The organism is Hamadaea sp. (assembly GCF_013362815.1).
In the GTDB taxonomy this organism is placed as follows: domain Bacteria; phylum Actinomycetota; class Actinomycetes; order Mycobacteriales; family Micromonosporaceae; genus Hamadaea.
This window is the reverse complement of record NZ_JABFVK010000050.1, coordinates 16,596-31,427: the sequence shown is the minus strand read 5'-3', so window position 1 is coordinate 31,427 and position 14,832 is coordinate 16,596. Positions and strand designations below refer to the sequence as shown.

The window sequence follows — 14,832 nt, the reverse complement described above, 5'->3', positions numbered from 1 at the left end:
ACGCGCCCGCGCGCCGAGCGACGCGCCCGCGCGCCGAGGGACGCGCCCGCGCGCCGAGGGACGCGCCCCCGCGGACAAGCGCCCCCGAGGTGAACGCGCGCGCAGGATGCGCCAAGCGAGCGAAGCGAGCGTCACACCCGCCAAACGAGAACGTCGTCGACGCTCTCCGGAGACCGCCCCATCAGCGAGGTCAGCGACTCGGTGAGCTCAGCGGCATGGGGCCAGTCCTGCGGCAGCATGATGACGCCGACCTTCCAGCGCTGGAGCTGCTTGGCGAACGCCGCGCGGTCCGCGTCGCTGAACGTGGCGGCCTTGCCGGTCCGGCCGACGGCCGCGAGCCGCCAGACCTGGTTGGTCAGCTCGCTGTAGAAGTTGCCTCGCCGGCTCTTGGCGTGCGGCTGCGGCGCGACGAAGTAGCCCCGAGCGATCGAGAAGTCGAGCTCTTGGGCGGCGGACCAGCGCATCATCGCGATGTCGCCGGGGCGGGACGCGTCACCCATCATGATCGATTCGCCGCTGTCGACGTAGTCGCGAAATTCGCCGCTGGTGAGAAAGTGCGGCGCCGCCGGGAAGGGTTTGGTCGCCACGGGCGTCGGCGTCAGCGGAATTAGCGCGATGATCAGGGCGGCCACCCCGATCCGGGGCAGCCAGCGGAGCCGGCCCTTGAGGCGTACGCGGAGCAGGCGGTCGAGCAGGACGGCGATGAGCACGCCGATCGCAGCGGTGACGACGAGACCGAGCCGGGCGGGGACGACCGAGTTGAGCAGCGGCAGGTGGACCAGATAGCGCCAGGGTCCCGGGAAGTGCGCCGTGCCGCCGTGGAACCGGGGAGTCGCGCCCCAGGAAAGCACGCCGAACACCACCGCGACCGCGACGGCGAGCCGAACCGCCAGGCGACGCCATTGCCAGGCCGCCAGTACGGCGAGTACCGCCAGCAGCGGCCAACCGAAGAACGCGTTCGCCTCGGCCGCGTTGATCGCGATCTTGCCGGCGCCGGGGTTGGTGACGAAGAGCGTCTTCGCCGGGAACGACGTGTACGCCGCGATGTTGATCGCGTACGCGTTGTTCACCAACTCGGGCAGCCCGTGGTACGCCATCGGACCGGCGAACTGGTAGTAGATCGGGTATGCCAGAACCACTACGCAGATGCCGGCCGCGGCCGCCAGGCCCTTGAGGTAGGCCCGCCAGTGCGCCGTGATGAGGCGGGGCCGGCTGACCAGCGTCACCAGTACGCACACCGCCAGCACGAACGCCGTGAGGAACAGGACCTCTTCGTTGAGGAAGAACTGACCGATGATCAGCAGTGCCAGGAGTCCGCCGCCGCGGAGCCAGCTCTGCTGGGGGAGCCGGATGACCTGCCACACGATCAGCGGGACCAGGAACTGGGCGACGAGGTTCGGGTGGCCTTGCGCCTGCGAGGCGAGGGCCGGGCCGAAGGCGCAGAAGGCTCCGGCGACGGCGGCGGCGACCCGGCTCTGGACGAGGTTCCGGGAGAGCACCAGGTACCAGGAGCTCGCGGTGGCGGCGAAGGCGAAGGTCAGGAACACGGCGAAGCTGACCGACGGGCCGGCGATCATCGTGAGCGGAGCCAGGGGCACCGCGATCGCCAGCACAGAGGTGTTGGCCATGAGGTTCACGCCATAGGGAGTGTTCATCTCCCCGCCGAAGAACGGCGACTCGCCGTGCTTGATCGCATCCGCGGCGTGGGCGAGCACCCATTCGAAGAAGACGTGGTCGTCCGGGTTCGCGGCGATCGCCGACCCCGCCGGATCCCGCCAGACGCGGTACGCCATCGCGACCGCCGCCCCCAGGAAGGCGAGCACCACCGCCAGGTCGAACCAGTCGAACCGGGCCCGGCGGCGCTCCGGCGCTCGCGTTTCGGCCGCCGGCACGGGCTCTTCGGCGCCGTCTGACGTCGGCTCGGCCGGAACCGGCGTGACAGCCTGGTTCGAAGTGGCGGACAAGGGGAACCTCCTCAAAGACCTGTCGAGATTACCTTCGGGCCAGCACCCCATGGGCCCGCAGCTTGATGTACGGTCCATGGGTCGTAAGAGACCCCCTGGGCGAGGTGTAAGAGTTGACCGGAATTCTGGAAGGCGATCAGCAGACGCAGTCCGAGGTCCTCGAGGGCCTCGCGATGGCTGTGAATCACCGTCGATGGTTCGTGGAGCTCGCGCTGCCTTATCTCGGCGATGATCCGATCGAAGTCGGCAGCGGTATGGGAGATTATGCCCTGGAATGGTCGGAGGCGATGCCGCGGTTCACCGCGACCGAGGCGCACCCCGACCGGCTCGTCGCGCTCAAGGAGCGGTTCAAGGATCTCAACCACGTCGAGGTTCGTGAGATGTTCCTCCCGGCCGAGGTCTCGGGGGACTACTCCGCCGCCGTCTCCTACAACGTCCTGGAGCACATCGAAGATCACGTCGGCGCGCTGCGTACGATGCGGTCGCTGGTGCGGCCCGGCGGCGCGATCATCCTGATCGTCCCGGCCTTCCAGTTCGCGATGAGCCAGGTCGACATCGCGACGGGCCATGTACGCCGCTACACCAAGAAGACCATGCGGGCGGCCCTCGTCGAGGCCGGCCTGGAGGTCGAGCGGCTGAACTACGCCAACGCCCTGGGCCTGATCGGCTACTACATGGCGACGAGCGTGTTCAAGCTGACGCCCAAGGAAGGCCCCATGGTCAAGTTCTACGACGACTTCGTGCTACCGGTGACGAAGGCGGCCGAAGGCATCTGCCGTCCGCCGTTCGGTCAGTCGGTGTTCGCGGTCGCCCGACGTCCGCGGTGAGACCGGCGTCCGTCGCACCCCCACCGGAGACGGCGGGCCAGCCTGCTCACCGCGCGTCCAGCCCATCCTGGCGTCACCGGCTCGCCGGCGCACCCTGGCTCGGTCCCACCCTGCTGATGACGGCGCTGGCGGCCTGGCAGCTGGGCCGCCCCGCGCTCTGGGCCGACGAGCTCGCCACCGTCAACGCGGCGGTCCTGCCGTGGGACGGTCTCCGGCAGCTGCTCGGCCAGGTCGACTTGGTCATGGCCCCGTACTACACGGTCATGCACATCTGGACGGCGATCTTCGGCACTTCGGAGATCGCCGTGCGACTGCCGTCGGCGCTGGCCGGGATCGCGACCGTCGCGGTCACCGCCCAGCTCGGCGCCCGGCTCTGGGACCGCCGGGCCGGGGTCATCGCCGGAGTGCTCCTGGCCGTTCTGCCGGCCTTCTCCCGGTACGCCCAAGAAGCCCGTGCGTATTCGCTGGCGGTCTTCGCCCTCACGCTCGCGACGCTCCTCCTCGTGCGGTGGATCGAGCGTCCGGGCGCGCTGCGCCTGGTGGCGTACGCCGTGGTCCTGGGTGTCGGCGTCCTCCTCGGCCCGTTCGGTGCCATGATCCTCGCGGCGCATGCCGTGCTCGCCTGGCGCGGCCGATTCCCGTGGTCATGGGCGATCAGCGCCGCCGGTGCCGTTCTGCCGGGAATGGCGCTGTTCGCCATGAGTGCCCTCACGCAACGCGATCAGACCTCATGGATACGTCGGCTGACGTTGGAAGGCGCCAACGGCGTCGTCGAGCGCGGGCTGACAGTGGCCGGGCCGGTCGCGGTGACCGCCGCGTTGATCGTGCTCGGCCTGCTCGCCGTACGCAAGAAGCAGCCGGTCCTCGCGATGGCCTGCTGGAGTTTCCTCCCGATCGTCCTCCTGCTCGCCGCCGGCCTGGTCACTCCGGTCTGGGTCGCCCGGTACGTGTTCTTCACACTGCCCGGGTTCGCCCTGCTCGCCGCCTCCTGGCTGCGACAGGTGTCCCTCGCCCGGTCGACGGCGGTCGTCGTGGCGGTCGCGCTGTTCGGGGCCGGCTCGAACATCGCCATCCGGCGGCCCGCCGGGCACGGCCAGGACTCCCGGCGGATCGCGGCGATCATCGGCCCGCGGTTCCAGGCCGGTGACGTGGTGATCTACGGCGACAACCATCCGTCGATCCCGTGGTCTCCCCGGGACGTCGTCGCGCGATACCTGCCCGCCGGCAAAACGCCTCGGGACGTCCTCATGATCAGCCCGCAACGGGCGGACGGCCACCTGCTCGCGGTGGAGTGCGGCGACGTGTCCGCCTGCGTCGGCGACGCCGCCCGGATCTGGGTTGTACGCGCCGACAATCCGGCCGATCCGCGTACCGGGCTGGACGGGGGCAAGAGCCCGTTCCTCGCGGAGCACTATTCGGTGAACCACGTCTGGCGGTATCCGCTGCTCACGGTCGCGCTGCTCGACCGCACCCACTGAGCACCGGATCACGGATAACCCGGCTAAGACCGGTCAAGATTCGACCCATAACCCTGATCTGCCGCAAAAAAGCGCCGACAAGCGCGCGTGAAGCATGCGGAAGCGAAGAAAGGCGAGAGTCCTTCACATTCACTGGAAGCGTGGGTAGGCTGCGCCAATGACCGAGACCATCGAGGGCCACGGCGGCGCATTGGCGCTGGCCGCGCTCCGGCAGGCGGGCGTACGGGAGTTGTTCACGCTCTCCGGCGGGCACATCTTCCCGTTCTACGACGCGGCGGTGCAGGCTGGATTCCCGCTCTACGACGTGCGGCACGAGCAGACCGCGGTGTTCGCGGCGGAGGCGGTCGCGAAGCTGACCCGCCGGCCGGGGGTGGCCGCGCTGACCGCCGGCCCCGGGGTCACGAATGGGATCTCCGGGTTGACCAGCGCCTACTTCAACGCCGTGCCGGTGCTCGTGCTGGGCGGCCGGGCGCCGCAGTTCCGGTGGGGTTCGGGCAGCCTTCAGGAGATCGACCACATCCCGCTGGTCGCGCCGGTCACGAAACACGCGCAGACCGTAACGGACGTCGGTGATGTGCCCGGCGCCGTCAAGCGGGCGCTGGAAGCCAGTCTCACCGCCCACAGAGGACCGTCCTTCCTGGACTTTCCGCTGGAGGTCGTGTTCAGCACCGCCGAGGCCGTCGTCGAGGTTCCGCACGTCCAGCCGGTCGAGCCCGATCCCGACGACGTCGCCAAGGCCGCGAAACTGCTGGCCGAGGCGCATCGGCCGGTCATCGTCGCCGGGTCCGACGTCTATGCCGGGGACGCCGTCGAGGCGTTACGAGCGACGGCCGAGGCGCTGGGCGTACCAGTGTTCACGAATGGAATGGGCCGTGGCGCGTTGCCGCCGGAGCATCCCCTGGCCTTCGCGAAGGCCCGGCGCGCGGCCTTGGACCGCGCGGACGTGGTGGCGGTGATCGGCACGCCGCTGGACTTCCGGCTGTCCTTCGGGGACTTCGGGTCCGCGCAGGTCGTGCACATCGTGGACGCGCCGGGCCAGCGGGCCCAGCACGTCTCGGTGGCGGTCTCGCCCGCGGGCGACCTGCGGCTGATCTTGACAGCACTCGCCCAAGCAGGAGTACGCACAGCGCACGCGGACTGGATCGGCGAGTTGCGGGCGGTGGAGACCGCGGCGGCCGAGAAACATGCGGCCGAGATGGCCGCGGAGAGCGACCTGATCAAGCCGGCGCGCGTCTACGGCGAACTGCGCAAGGTGCTGGACCGCGACGCCATCACCATCGGTGACGGCGGTGATTTCGTCTCCTATGCGGGCCGTTACCTGGAACCCGCGCAGCCGGGGACGTGGCTGGATCCGGGCCCCTACGGCTGCCTCGGCACCGGCATGGGGTACGCGATGGGTGCCCGGGTGACCCACCCCGACCGGCAGATCTGCGTCCTCATGGGCGACGGAGCCTCCGGGTTCTCGCTGATGGACGCCGAATCCCTGGTACGCCAGAAGCTGCCGGTCGTGATCGTGGTCGGCAACAACGGCATCTGGGGTCTGGAGAAGCACCCGATGCGGGCGGTCTACGGCTACGACGTGGCCGCCGATCTGCAGCCCGGCCTGCGGTACGACACGGTCGTCGAGGCGCTCGGCGGGGCCGGCGAGACGGTGTCGGACGCGGCGCAGCTCGGTCCCGCGTTGCGGCGCGCGTTCGACTCGGGCGTCCCGTACCTGGTGAACGTGCTGACCGATCCGGCCGACGCCTACCCCCGCTCCGCCAACCTCGCCTAGCGACGCCGCGTCGCACGGGTCGGGCAGAATGGGCCGGTGGAGATCTCGCTGCTGGGGCCGGTGGAGGCGCGGGCTGACGACGGCACGCCCCTCGACCTCGGTGGCGTACGCCTGCGCCGGGTGCTGATCCGCCTCGCGCTCGACCCTGCCCGCGCCGTGAGCGCAGCCGCCCTGGTCGATGCGGTGTGGGCCGACGACGTCCCGGCCAACGCCGGGAACGCGTTGCAGGCGCTGGTCAGCCGGTTGCGCCGGGCCGGCTTCCCGATCGAGGCGGCCCCCGGCGGCTACCTGCTCCGGGTGCCGCCCGAGGCAGTCGACGCCGTGCGGTTCGAGCGGCTCGCCGCTGCCGGCCGGGCCGAGGAAGCTCTCGGGTTGTGGCGCGGCGAGCCGTTGCCGGAAATCGAGGGAGCAGAATTCGCGCAGGCCACGCTGGCACGCTGGGCCACCCTGCACGACGGGGTACGCGAGACGCTCTACGCCCGGCAGATCGAGGCGGGCACGGTCGACCTGGCCGGCTTGCAGGAGCTGGCGGCCGCCCATCCGCTGCGGGATCGGCCGGTCGAGCTGCTGATGCGGGCGCTGCGGGCGGCGGGTCGCGGCCCGGAGGCGCTGTCGGCGTACGAACGTCATCGGGAACTGCTGGCCGACCAGCTCGGCACCGATCCCGGCCCCGTGCTGCGGGAGTTGCACGTCGAGATCCTGCGGGGAGACGGCGAACCCGCGCCCGCCAAGGGACCGCGGACGAACCTGCCCGCGCAGCGGACCAGTTTCGTCGGCCGCGACGAAGACCTCCTCCGCGTACGCGAGACGCTCGACCGGTCGCGGCTGGTGACCCTGACCGGGCCCGGTGGTTCGGGGAAGACCCGGCTGGCGGTCGAGACCGCGCGGGGACTGCTGGGTGCGTACCCGGAGGGGGTGTGGCTGATCGAGCTCGCCTCCGTCACCAAGCCGGAGGACGTCGCCCCGGCGGTCGTCAGCGCCCTCGGTGCTCGGGCTCGGGCCCTGCGCAAGGACGTCTTCTTCGACGCCGCCGATCCGCTCGACCGCATCGTGGCGGTGCTCGCCGAACACCGGACGCTGCTGGTGCTCGACAACTGCGAGCACGTGATCGACGCCGCCGCCCGGCTCGTCGACGAACTGCTCGCCGCGTGCCCGCTGCTGCGCGTGCTCGCCACCAGCCGGGAGCCGCTCGGCGTACCGGGGGAGGCGTTGTGGCCGGTGGAGCCGCTGCGATTGCCGCCGTCCGACGCCACAGTGGAGCAGGCGTTGACCTTCCCGGTCGTGCAGCTGCTTCGCGAACGAGCGCGGGCGGTGCGGCCGGACTTCGAGATCGACGCGGCGGGCGTGGCGATCTGCCGGGCCTTGGACGGCATGCCGCTCGCCATCGAGCTGGCCGCCGCCCGGCTCCGCAGCATGCCGGCCCGGCAGCTGGCGGATCGGCTCGACGACAAGTTCCGGCTGTTGCGCGGCGGCTCCCGGACGGCGTTGCCCCGGCATCAGACCCTGCGAGCGGTCATCGACTGGAGCTGGGACCTGCTCGGCGACGACGAACGGCGGGGCTGGCGGCGCCTGGCGATGGCGACCTCGGTGATCAGCGTGGAGCTGGCCGAGGCGCTGCTCGGCCCCGACGCGCTCGACGTCGTCGGCGCGCTCCTGGAGAAATCGCTGATCCGGGCGCAGGGTTCCGGCTACCGGATGCTGGAGACGATCCGCGAATACGGCCTGGAACGGCTGGCCGAGTCCGGCGAGGAGGACGAGGCCCGCAAGGCGTGGACGGAGTACTTCGTCGGGCTGGCCGAGGCGGCCGAGGCACGGCTGCGTACGGCCGATCAGTTGCCGTGGCTGCGTTTGCTGGAGGTCGAGCACGACAACCTGCTCTCGGTCCTGCGCTGGACGGTCGCGCACGGGCAGAAGGAGACGGCCGTACGCCTCATCGCGGCGCTCGGCTGGTATTGGTGGCTGCGCAACTATCGGGCGGAGGCCACCGGCCTGGTCGACGACGCGCTGAACCTGCCGGGCGAGGTCCCGGTGCGGTACTTCGCGCTCGCGAAGGTGTTCTCCGCGGTCATCTACGTCGAGACGTTCGGCGACTTCGAGTACGCCACCTGCGTCCTCCAGGAGGCGGCCAAGCTGGCCCGGGGGCACGAGTCGGAGCACCCGATGCTGCGGCTGGCCGAACCGATGCGGGCGTTGATGTCGAGCGGGATCAACGGGCTCGGCGGCGAGGCGGAGATCCTGGCCCAGTACTTCGACGACCCCGACCCGTGGGTCGCGGCTACCGCCCGGGCGCTGCACGGCCACGCCGCCATCAACCTCGGCCGGGATCGGGCGAAGGCGGTCGCGGATTTCGAGGAGGCGCTGGCCCGGTTCCGGGAGCTGGGCGACCGCTGGGGGCTGGCGCTCGTGCTGGACGCCCTCGGCACGATCGCGAACAACGCCGGAGACTACGCCGCCGCCGCCCGGTACGCCCGCGAGACGATCGCGCTGTCCGAGGAGCTGCGTGCGCACGAGGACCAGGTCCAGCAGTGGATGAATCTGGCCTGGTCGCTCTACCTGGCCGGCGATTCGGCGGCGGCGGAAGAGGCCATCGAGACGGCCACCCGGCTGGCCCAGGACGCGACCCAGCCGCACGTCCACGCAGTGGTCTCGTTCGGGCGCGGCAACATGGCGCGGCTGGCCGGCGACTTGACGACGGCGCAGCGGCTCATCGAGGCGGCTCTGGTCCAGCTCGGTCCGGCGTCGGCGGCCCCCCAGTTCCGGGCGATGATCCGCAATGGACTCGGCCTGACCCTGGCCGCGCAAGGCGAGTACGCGGCCGCCGCCCGGGAGCATCGGACGGCGCTGGAGGACGGGCTGTCGGCGGGAGACTCGCCGATCGTCGGGATGGTCCTCATCGGGCTGGCCGATCTCGCCGAGCGACAAGGTGACCCGGCGAAAGCGGCGATGCAGCTGGGCGCTGCGGCCGCGATCGTCGGCGTGGAGGATCAGGCGGTCGTCGACCGTGCGCGCGTCGAGTCCGCGGTACGCACCGCGCTCGGCCCCTCGGCCTTCACCGAAGCGGTCGAGCGCGGTCGTGCGTACACGATGGAGAATGTGATCGAGCTGCTGTGACGGCGCGTCAGACGCGGCGCTTGAACCGCCACACCGCGAGCGGGGCGAAGATCACGAGGATGGCCGCCGCCCACCCGAGCGACTGCAGCACGGGCGTGGCGACGTCGCCGCCGTTGAGCATCGCGCGGACCGCGTCGGCCAGGATCGTGACCGGGTTGATCTTCACCCAGGACTGCAACCAGCCCGGCATCGACGACGTCGGCGCGAAGATGTTGCTGGTGAAGGTCAGCGGGAACATGAACGAGAACATGAAGATCTGCACCTTGTCCTCGGCCGAGGCGACCACGCCGACGAGCACCGCGACCCAGGCGATGCAGAGGCAGAAGACGAGCATGAGCCCGAATGTGCCGAGTACGCCCCAGAAGCTGGTCTGCACCCGGAAGCCGAGGATCATCCCGAAACCGAGCAGCAGCGCGACCGACCAGGCCTGCTTCACCGTGTCGGCGAGAATCCGCCCGGCCAACGGCGACCACCGGGAGATCGGCAGCGATCGGAGTCGATCGAAGACGCCCTTGGTCAGGTCGTTGTTCAGCAACAAGGCGATGTTCATGGTGGCGAAGATGGTGTTCTGCACCAGGATGCCGGGCAGGGCGAACGCGAGGTACTTGTCCGTCGATCCCGCGATCGCGCCACCCAGCGTGTAGGTGAACAGCAGCAGGAACATCAGCGGCTGAATACTGAGATCGATGATCTCGAACGGGTTGTGCTTGATGCTGACCAGGCTGCGCCAGGCCAGGGTCGCCGTGTTCTTCAGGCTGGTCAGCGGGCTGACGCGGCTGGCGACGGCGCTCGGGACGGACAGGGTGGTCACGCCGGGACTCCTTCTTGCTCGGTGCGGTGGCCGGTCAGGGACAGGAAGACTTCGTCCAAGGTGGACGTGCGCAGGGTCAGCTCGGCCACGGCGACCTCGGCGTCGTCGAGGCGGCGGACCACGGCAGGCAGGGCTGCGGGGTCGGTGACCTGCGCGGTCACCACACTGTCCGCGATTTCCGGCGTGGTACGCACGACGTCGGCGACGACTTTGGCGACGATCTCCAGCTCGGCCGGGTCGACGGGGCGTACGGCGAGGGTCTGCGCGCCGGTGCGCGACTTGAGCTCGGCCGGCGTGCCGCTCGCGATGACCTTCCCGTGATCGACGACCACGATCTCGTCGGCCAACTGGTCGGCCTCTTCGAGATACTGCGTGGTCAGCAGTACCGTGACGCCGTCGGCGACCAGGTTCCGGACGATGTCCCACATCTCCAGGCGCGCTCGGGGGTCGAGGCCGGTCGTGGGCTCGTCCAAGTAGAGCAGCCGGGGCCGTCCGACGAGGCTGGCCGCCAGGTCCAGCCGCCGGCGCATCCCGCCGGAGTAGGTCTTGGCCGCCCGGTCGGCTGCGTCACTGAGGGAGAAGTTCGCGAGCAGCTCCCGGGCCCGGGCCTTGGCGTCCTTGCGGGACAGGCCCAGCAACCGGCCGATCATCAGGAGGTTCTCGACGCCGGTGAGGCTCTCGTCCACACTGGCGTACTGCCCGGTCAGCCCGATCTGGCCGCGGACGGAGTGCGCCTGGCGTACGACGTCGAACCCGCCGACGACGGCCCGCCCGGCGTCCGGCCGCAGCAGCGTCGCCAGAATCCGGACCAAGGTGGTCTTCCCCGCCCCGTTCGGCCCCAGTACGCCGAGCACGGAGCCGGTTCGGACGGCGAGGTCGACGCCGTCCAGGGCTTTGGTCTCGCCGTAGTGCTTGACCAGCCCTTCGGCAACAATCGCGTTCGTCATGCCCCGGACTCTGCCGGGGAGCGCTGACACCTCGCTGATACGCCGCTGACGCTTGCTGACGCCGCCTCGCGCCGCCTCGCGCGCCGATGGCGCCGGGCGCAAGGTCAGCGCTGGATCAGGGTTCTCGGTCGGATCTTGGCCGGTGATTCGACCGAGAACCCTGATCCAGCGGCTAAGCCGGAGCCGGCTCCTCGGCCGGCGCAGCGTCAGCCGGCGGCGCGGGTTCGTCCGCGACCACGGCGGCAGCGGACTTGTCGCGGAGGAACAGCGACACGATGGCCGACGGAATCCAGATCACCTCGAGGAGCACCCGGATCAGCGACGGCGAGACCGGGATGAACGGGATCATCACGACAGCCCGGTCGATCGCGCCCAGCAGGGCGAAGACCGCGATGAGCAGGGTCAGCCAGCCGAGCGCTCGGCGACCGATCCGGCGTAGCCGGAGGCCGAGCGTGAGCCAGCCCAGCCCGGCCAGTCCCAGGCCGATTCCTTCGAGGACGGCGTTGTACTGCGCGGTGCCCATGACGCCCACGACGAATCCGGCCGCGAGCAGGATGACTCCACCGGTGGCGACCGGCGACCGGCGTAGGCGGCGGAGGACGGTGCCGAGGAAGAGCAGGCCCAGCACGATCGCCTCACCGAAGGCCCACCGAACCTCGATCCGCTCCGACGTGGAAGCGGCGTACGCCCCCCACCAATCGCAGTCGACCGGCATCTTCTGGCTCTGGAGGCTGTACTGCGCGCAGGCGTACATCTTCAGTGTCCCGGCGGGTTCGCCGATGAACCGCTTGGTGCCCAACGCCGTCGGCAGTTCGTCCGAGCCGCAGGACGGCACCGGGCCGATGTTGGACGTGACGTCGACGCTGTCGGACGCCGTGGTCCAGCAGTTGTCGACGCCTTGGCCGTCCCACCAGTAGTCGACGCCGTTGGGCGAGACGACGCCCTTCTCACTGATCCCCATGTGGTTGTTGAGGTAGCGGTTGTGGTTCGAGGTGTCGAACTGGGCGGCGAACGAGGTGTCGTTGCGGACGAAGCCCGGCACCCAGCTGGTCACGAACCCGGAGTACTTGTTGCCGTAGATGTAGTTGTCGCGCCAGATGTTGTAGTTGCCGCCCGGGTTGATCACCCCGTTGCCGACCGGTACGCCGACGACCGGGCAGACGACGCCGCTCTCGTAACCACGCTGCTCGTACGGCTTCTGGCAGGTGCCGTCCTTGTGATAGCGGTAGTAGTCGTTGTTGTTGTCGGCGATGATGTTCCGCTCGAACTTGGAATGGTTCTGCGGCATACCGGGGTGGTCGGGGAAGGCGCTGTCGGTCGAGATCCCCGTCGAGTTGTGGGTGAAGACGCTGTCGTGCACCCAGACGGAGTCGCCGGCGGTTCCCGAGTACCCCAGCATGTTGTCGTGGCCGTAGCTGTTGCGGATCTCGACGGCGTACCGGGGCGGGGTGTACCCCTCGTTCTTGTTGATGTTGGACGCGGCGCCCGGATAGAACGCGGAGTCGCCGTTTCCGTAGCCCTCGGCCTCGGTGTAGAGCCCGTGGTCGACGGCGAAGGTCAGGAAGCCGTACTCGTCGTTCCAGCGCCCGACCGTCTTGTCCAGGACGAACCCGTCGGTCTCCATCACGTAGACGGCGTTGAACTGACTGCGCTCGGCGGTCAGATTACGCAGGTAGAAGCCGTCCGCGTTGTCGGCCCGGATCGTGTTGAGCTTCTGGTACTGCGCGTCCACGATCACGTCGGTCGGCTTCGCGCCGGTGCCCTCGATCTGCAGCCCGTGCTTGTTGATGACGGCGACCAGGTTCTGGTTGTGCGGGCAGTCCACCTGCTGCTGCAAGGTGAGCACGTCGTACTTGTACAACGCCGACTTGCGCAGTCCGCTCAAGTTGACGCAGGCGCCCTGCGCCGGGGCCAGGCTCGGCTCCTCCTGGTACCGGCCGGGCAGCATCTTGATGATGGTGCCGGGGAGGTTCGCGGCGTCGACCGCCGCCTGCAGGTGGCGGTAGCCGTTGGCCTGGCACTGCGTCCACAGCGCCTCGTTCTGCGCCTTCAGATCGGCGGAGAAGCCCGCGATCGCCTGGTCGAAAGCCGCCTTGTCGGTCTTGCAGACCAGCAGCGTCGGGCCCTCGGTCCGGTAGACCGGCACGCTCCCGCTGCCGTCGAGCGTCCGGGTGGGGCGCTCGTCGTGAGCGGCGGCGGGCGCCTGACCGAGTCCGATGACCAGGTACGCGCACAGCACGGCCGCGGTGCCGAGTGTGATCCTCCTCATGGTCGCGGAGCGTAGAGAAATTCTCGCGTTAACGCCAGAGCGGTAGCGACCAAAGATCAACGGCCAGGGTTCCACCCACCACAGCCATGGCCAGACAGGACACAGCGGTCAGCGCCGGCGACCTCACCGAAGCGGACGGTGGCTGTGCGAGAGACCAGATGCGGCGCTGCGCCACGATCAGGAAGAACACCCAGACCCCGCAGGCGGCGATCAGGGACGCCGCGCGTACGGGGGTGATCCCGGAATGCAACGCGAGGCGTACCGCCAGCACCGTCACGACCGTCATCGCCAACGCCGTACGCCGCCAGGCCAGCCGGGTGCGTTCGGCCTGCGCACCCCGATCAGGCGAAGCCTGCGCACCCCGATCAGGCGAAGCCGGCGTACCACGATCAGGCGAAGCCGGCGTACCACCGACCGTCATATGACGAGGCCGATGAAGAGCAGGATCGAGCCGAGGACCACCAGCAACGCCAGGATCGCCGGAAATCGGGAGGCGGGCAACGGCCTGCCCTTACGCATCGCGATCTCGCAGCGTACCCAATGATCGACCGCTCGGAGCGCGCAAGCCGCACCGACCAGGATCAGTCCCAGCGCGAAGATCTCGCGCAGGTGCGGGACCGCGAGCGGGGGCAGGAACTGTGCCACCGCGAGCCCGCCGCCGACCAGCGCGAGGCCGGTCCGGATCCACGCCAGGAAGGTGCGTTCGTTGGCGAGCGAGAAGCGGTAGTCGGGTGTGGTTCCCACCTCGAGCACGTCGCGCGGGAAAAACCACATCCTGATCAGGCGGAACACGTGCTTATTATCCCGGCGTGAACGATGACTTGGACGCGGGACGCCTGCGAGAGATCTATGACGCACAGCTTCGGGCCCACGTGCCCGAGCGGCTGCCGGCGGGCGTGACGGTCGACCGGGACGGGCCGCTGGTGCGGTTCTTCGGGACGGGCCGCAGCGGCTACCTGACCTATCGGGACCTGGGCGGCCTGGACGGAGACGAGCTCGACGAGCTGATCGAGCGGCAGGTGCGCGCCTTCACCGACCGCGGTGAGGAGGTCGAGTGGAAGCTGCACGGCCACGACCGACCCGCCGACCTCGCCGACCGGCTGGTCGCGCACGGCTTCCGGCCGGAGGTCCAGGAGACCGTGGTCATCGGACCCGCCGGTCCGCTTGCGGCCGCGCCGCTTCGCGAAATTCCAGGGGTACGCCTCAGGGAGGTGACCGCCCGCGCGGATCTGGATCGCATCGCCGGGATGGAGGAGGAGGTCTGGGGCGACGGGTCGCGCGACTACCTCGCCGAGATGCTCGACAAGGAGCTGACCGCCGACCCCGACGGTCTCCTGGTCGTGGTCGCCGAAGCCGATGACCGCGTCGTCTGCGCCGGTTGGACGCGGTACGTCCCGGGCACGGAGTTCGCCACGTTGTGGGGCGGCTCGACGCTGCCGGAGTATCGCGGGCGGGGCATCTACAAGGCGATCGTCGAGCATCGGGCGCGCCGGGCCATCGAGCGCGGCTACTCGCTGCTGCAAGTGGACTGCTCGCCGGACAGCCGCCCGATCCTGGAGCGGGTGGGCCTGATCCCGGTCGCGACCACCACTCCGTACATGTTCCGACCTGACTTGACGGGTGGCTGAACCGCCGGAGTAGTGACTACAAC

General features: G+C 69.8%; 11 protein-coding genes. 5 read left to right on the top strand and 6 right to left on the bottom strand.

Translation table 11 applies throughout. The features are described 5' to 3' along the window. Positions 1-131: 131 nt before the first annotated feature. Positions 132-1,964 carry a hypothetical protein gene (locus HOV77_RS23035; RefSeq protein ID WP_290864917.1) on the bottom strand — a complete coding sequence of 611 codons (1,833 nt, stop codon included), beginning with the start codon at positions 1,962-1,964 and terminating at the stop codon, positions 132-134. A gap of 173 nt (positions 1,965-2,137) precedes the next feature. On the opposite strand from HOV77_RS23035, the gene HOV77_RS23030 reads away from it, so the two are divergent. The 4 genes from HOV77_RS23030 (at position 2,138) to HOV77_RS23015 (ending at position 9,154) form a co-directional block, all read left to right on the top strand. Continuing rightward, positions 2,138-2,791, top strand: a complete 654-nt coding sequence (locus tag HOV77_RS23030; RefSeq protein ID WP_290864922.1) for a class I SAM-dependent methyltransferase — start codon at positions 2,138-2,140, stop codon at positions 2,789-2,791. Next, the gene (locus tag HOV77_RS23025) at positions 2,788-4,269 is read left to right on the top strand and encodes a glycosyltransferase family 39 protein (RefSeq protein WP_290864916.1); all 1,482 of its coding nucleotides are present in this window, start codon (positions 2,788-2,790) and stop codon (positions 4,267-4,269) included. The genes HOV77_RS23030 and HOV77_RS23025 overlap by 4 nt, the downstream gene beginning before the upstream one ends. 157 nt (positions 4,270-4,426) lie before the next feature. Continuing rightward, positions 4,427-6,043 carry an acetolactate synthase gene (locus HOV77_RS23020; protein ID WP_290864914.1) on the top strand — a complete coding sequence of 539 codons (1,617 nt, stop codon included), beginning with the start codon at positions 4,427-4,429 and terminating at the stop codon, positions 6,041-6,043. A 36-nt stretch (positions 6,044-6,079) separates the two neighbouring features. After that, entirely contained in the window at positions 6,080-9,154 is a 3,075-nt protein-coding gene (locus HOV77_RS23015) for a BTAD domain-containing putative transcriptional regulator (protein ID WP_290864912.1), read from the top strand. A 7-nt stretch (positions 9,155-9,161) separates the two neighbouring features. Here HOV77_RS23015 and HOV77_RS23010 read toward each other — a convergent pair whose 3' ends face one another. From HOV77_RS23010 to HOV77_RS22990, 5 genes are all read right to left on the bottom strand, one after another. After that, positions 9,162-9,965 (bottom strand): ABC transporter permease, encoded by an 804-nt coding sequence (locus tag HOV77_RS23010; RefSeq protein ID WP_290864910.1) that lies wholly within the window; start codon positions 9,963-9,965, stop codon positions 9,162-9,164. Beyond that, positions 9,962-10,912 (bottom strand): ATP-binding cassette domain-containing protein, encoded by a 951-nt coding sequence (locus HOV77_RS23005; protein ID WP_290864908.1) that lies wholly within the window; start codon positions 10,910-10,912, stop codon positions 9,962-9,964. Before HOV77_RS23005 ends, HOV77_RS23010 begins: the two co-directional genes overlap by 4 nt. Before the next feature lie 172 nt (positions 10,913-11,084). Beyond that, positions 11,085-13,181 carry a hypothetical protein gene (locus HOV77_RS23000; RefSeq protein ID WP_290864906.1) on the bottom strand — a complete coding sequence of 699 codons (2,097 nt, stop codon included), beginning with the start codon at positions 13,179-13,181 and terminating at the stop codon, positions 11,085-11,087. A gap of 28 nt (positions 13,182-13,209) precedes the next feature. Next, a complete protein-coding gene (locus HOV77_RS22995) occupies positions 13,210-13,602 on the bottom strand; it encodes a DUF202 domain-containing protein (protein WP_290864904.1) in 393 nt (130 codons plus the stop codon). Further along, on the bottom strand, positions 13,599-13,973 hold the full coding sequence (locus HOV77_RS22990; protein ID WP_290864902.1) for a DUF202 domain-containing protein: 375 nt from the start codon (positions 13,971-13,973) through the stop codon (positions 13,599-13,601). The genes HOV77_RS22995 and HOV77_RS22990 overlap by 4 nt, the downstream gene beginning before the upstream one ends. A gap of 17 nt (positions 13,974-13,990) precedes the next feature. Between HOV77_RS22990 and HOV77_RS22985 the strand changes: the two genes are divergently transcribed. Further along, the gene (locus tag HOV77_RS22985) at positions 13,991-14,809 is read left to right on the top strand and encodes a GNAT family N-acetyltransferase (protein WP_290864900.1); all 819 of its coding nucleotides are present in this window, start codon (positions 13,991-13,993) and stop codon (positions 14,807-14,809) included. Positions 14,810-14,832 lie beyond the last annotated feature (23 nt).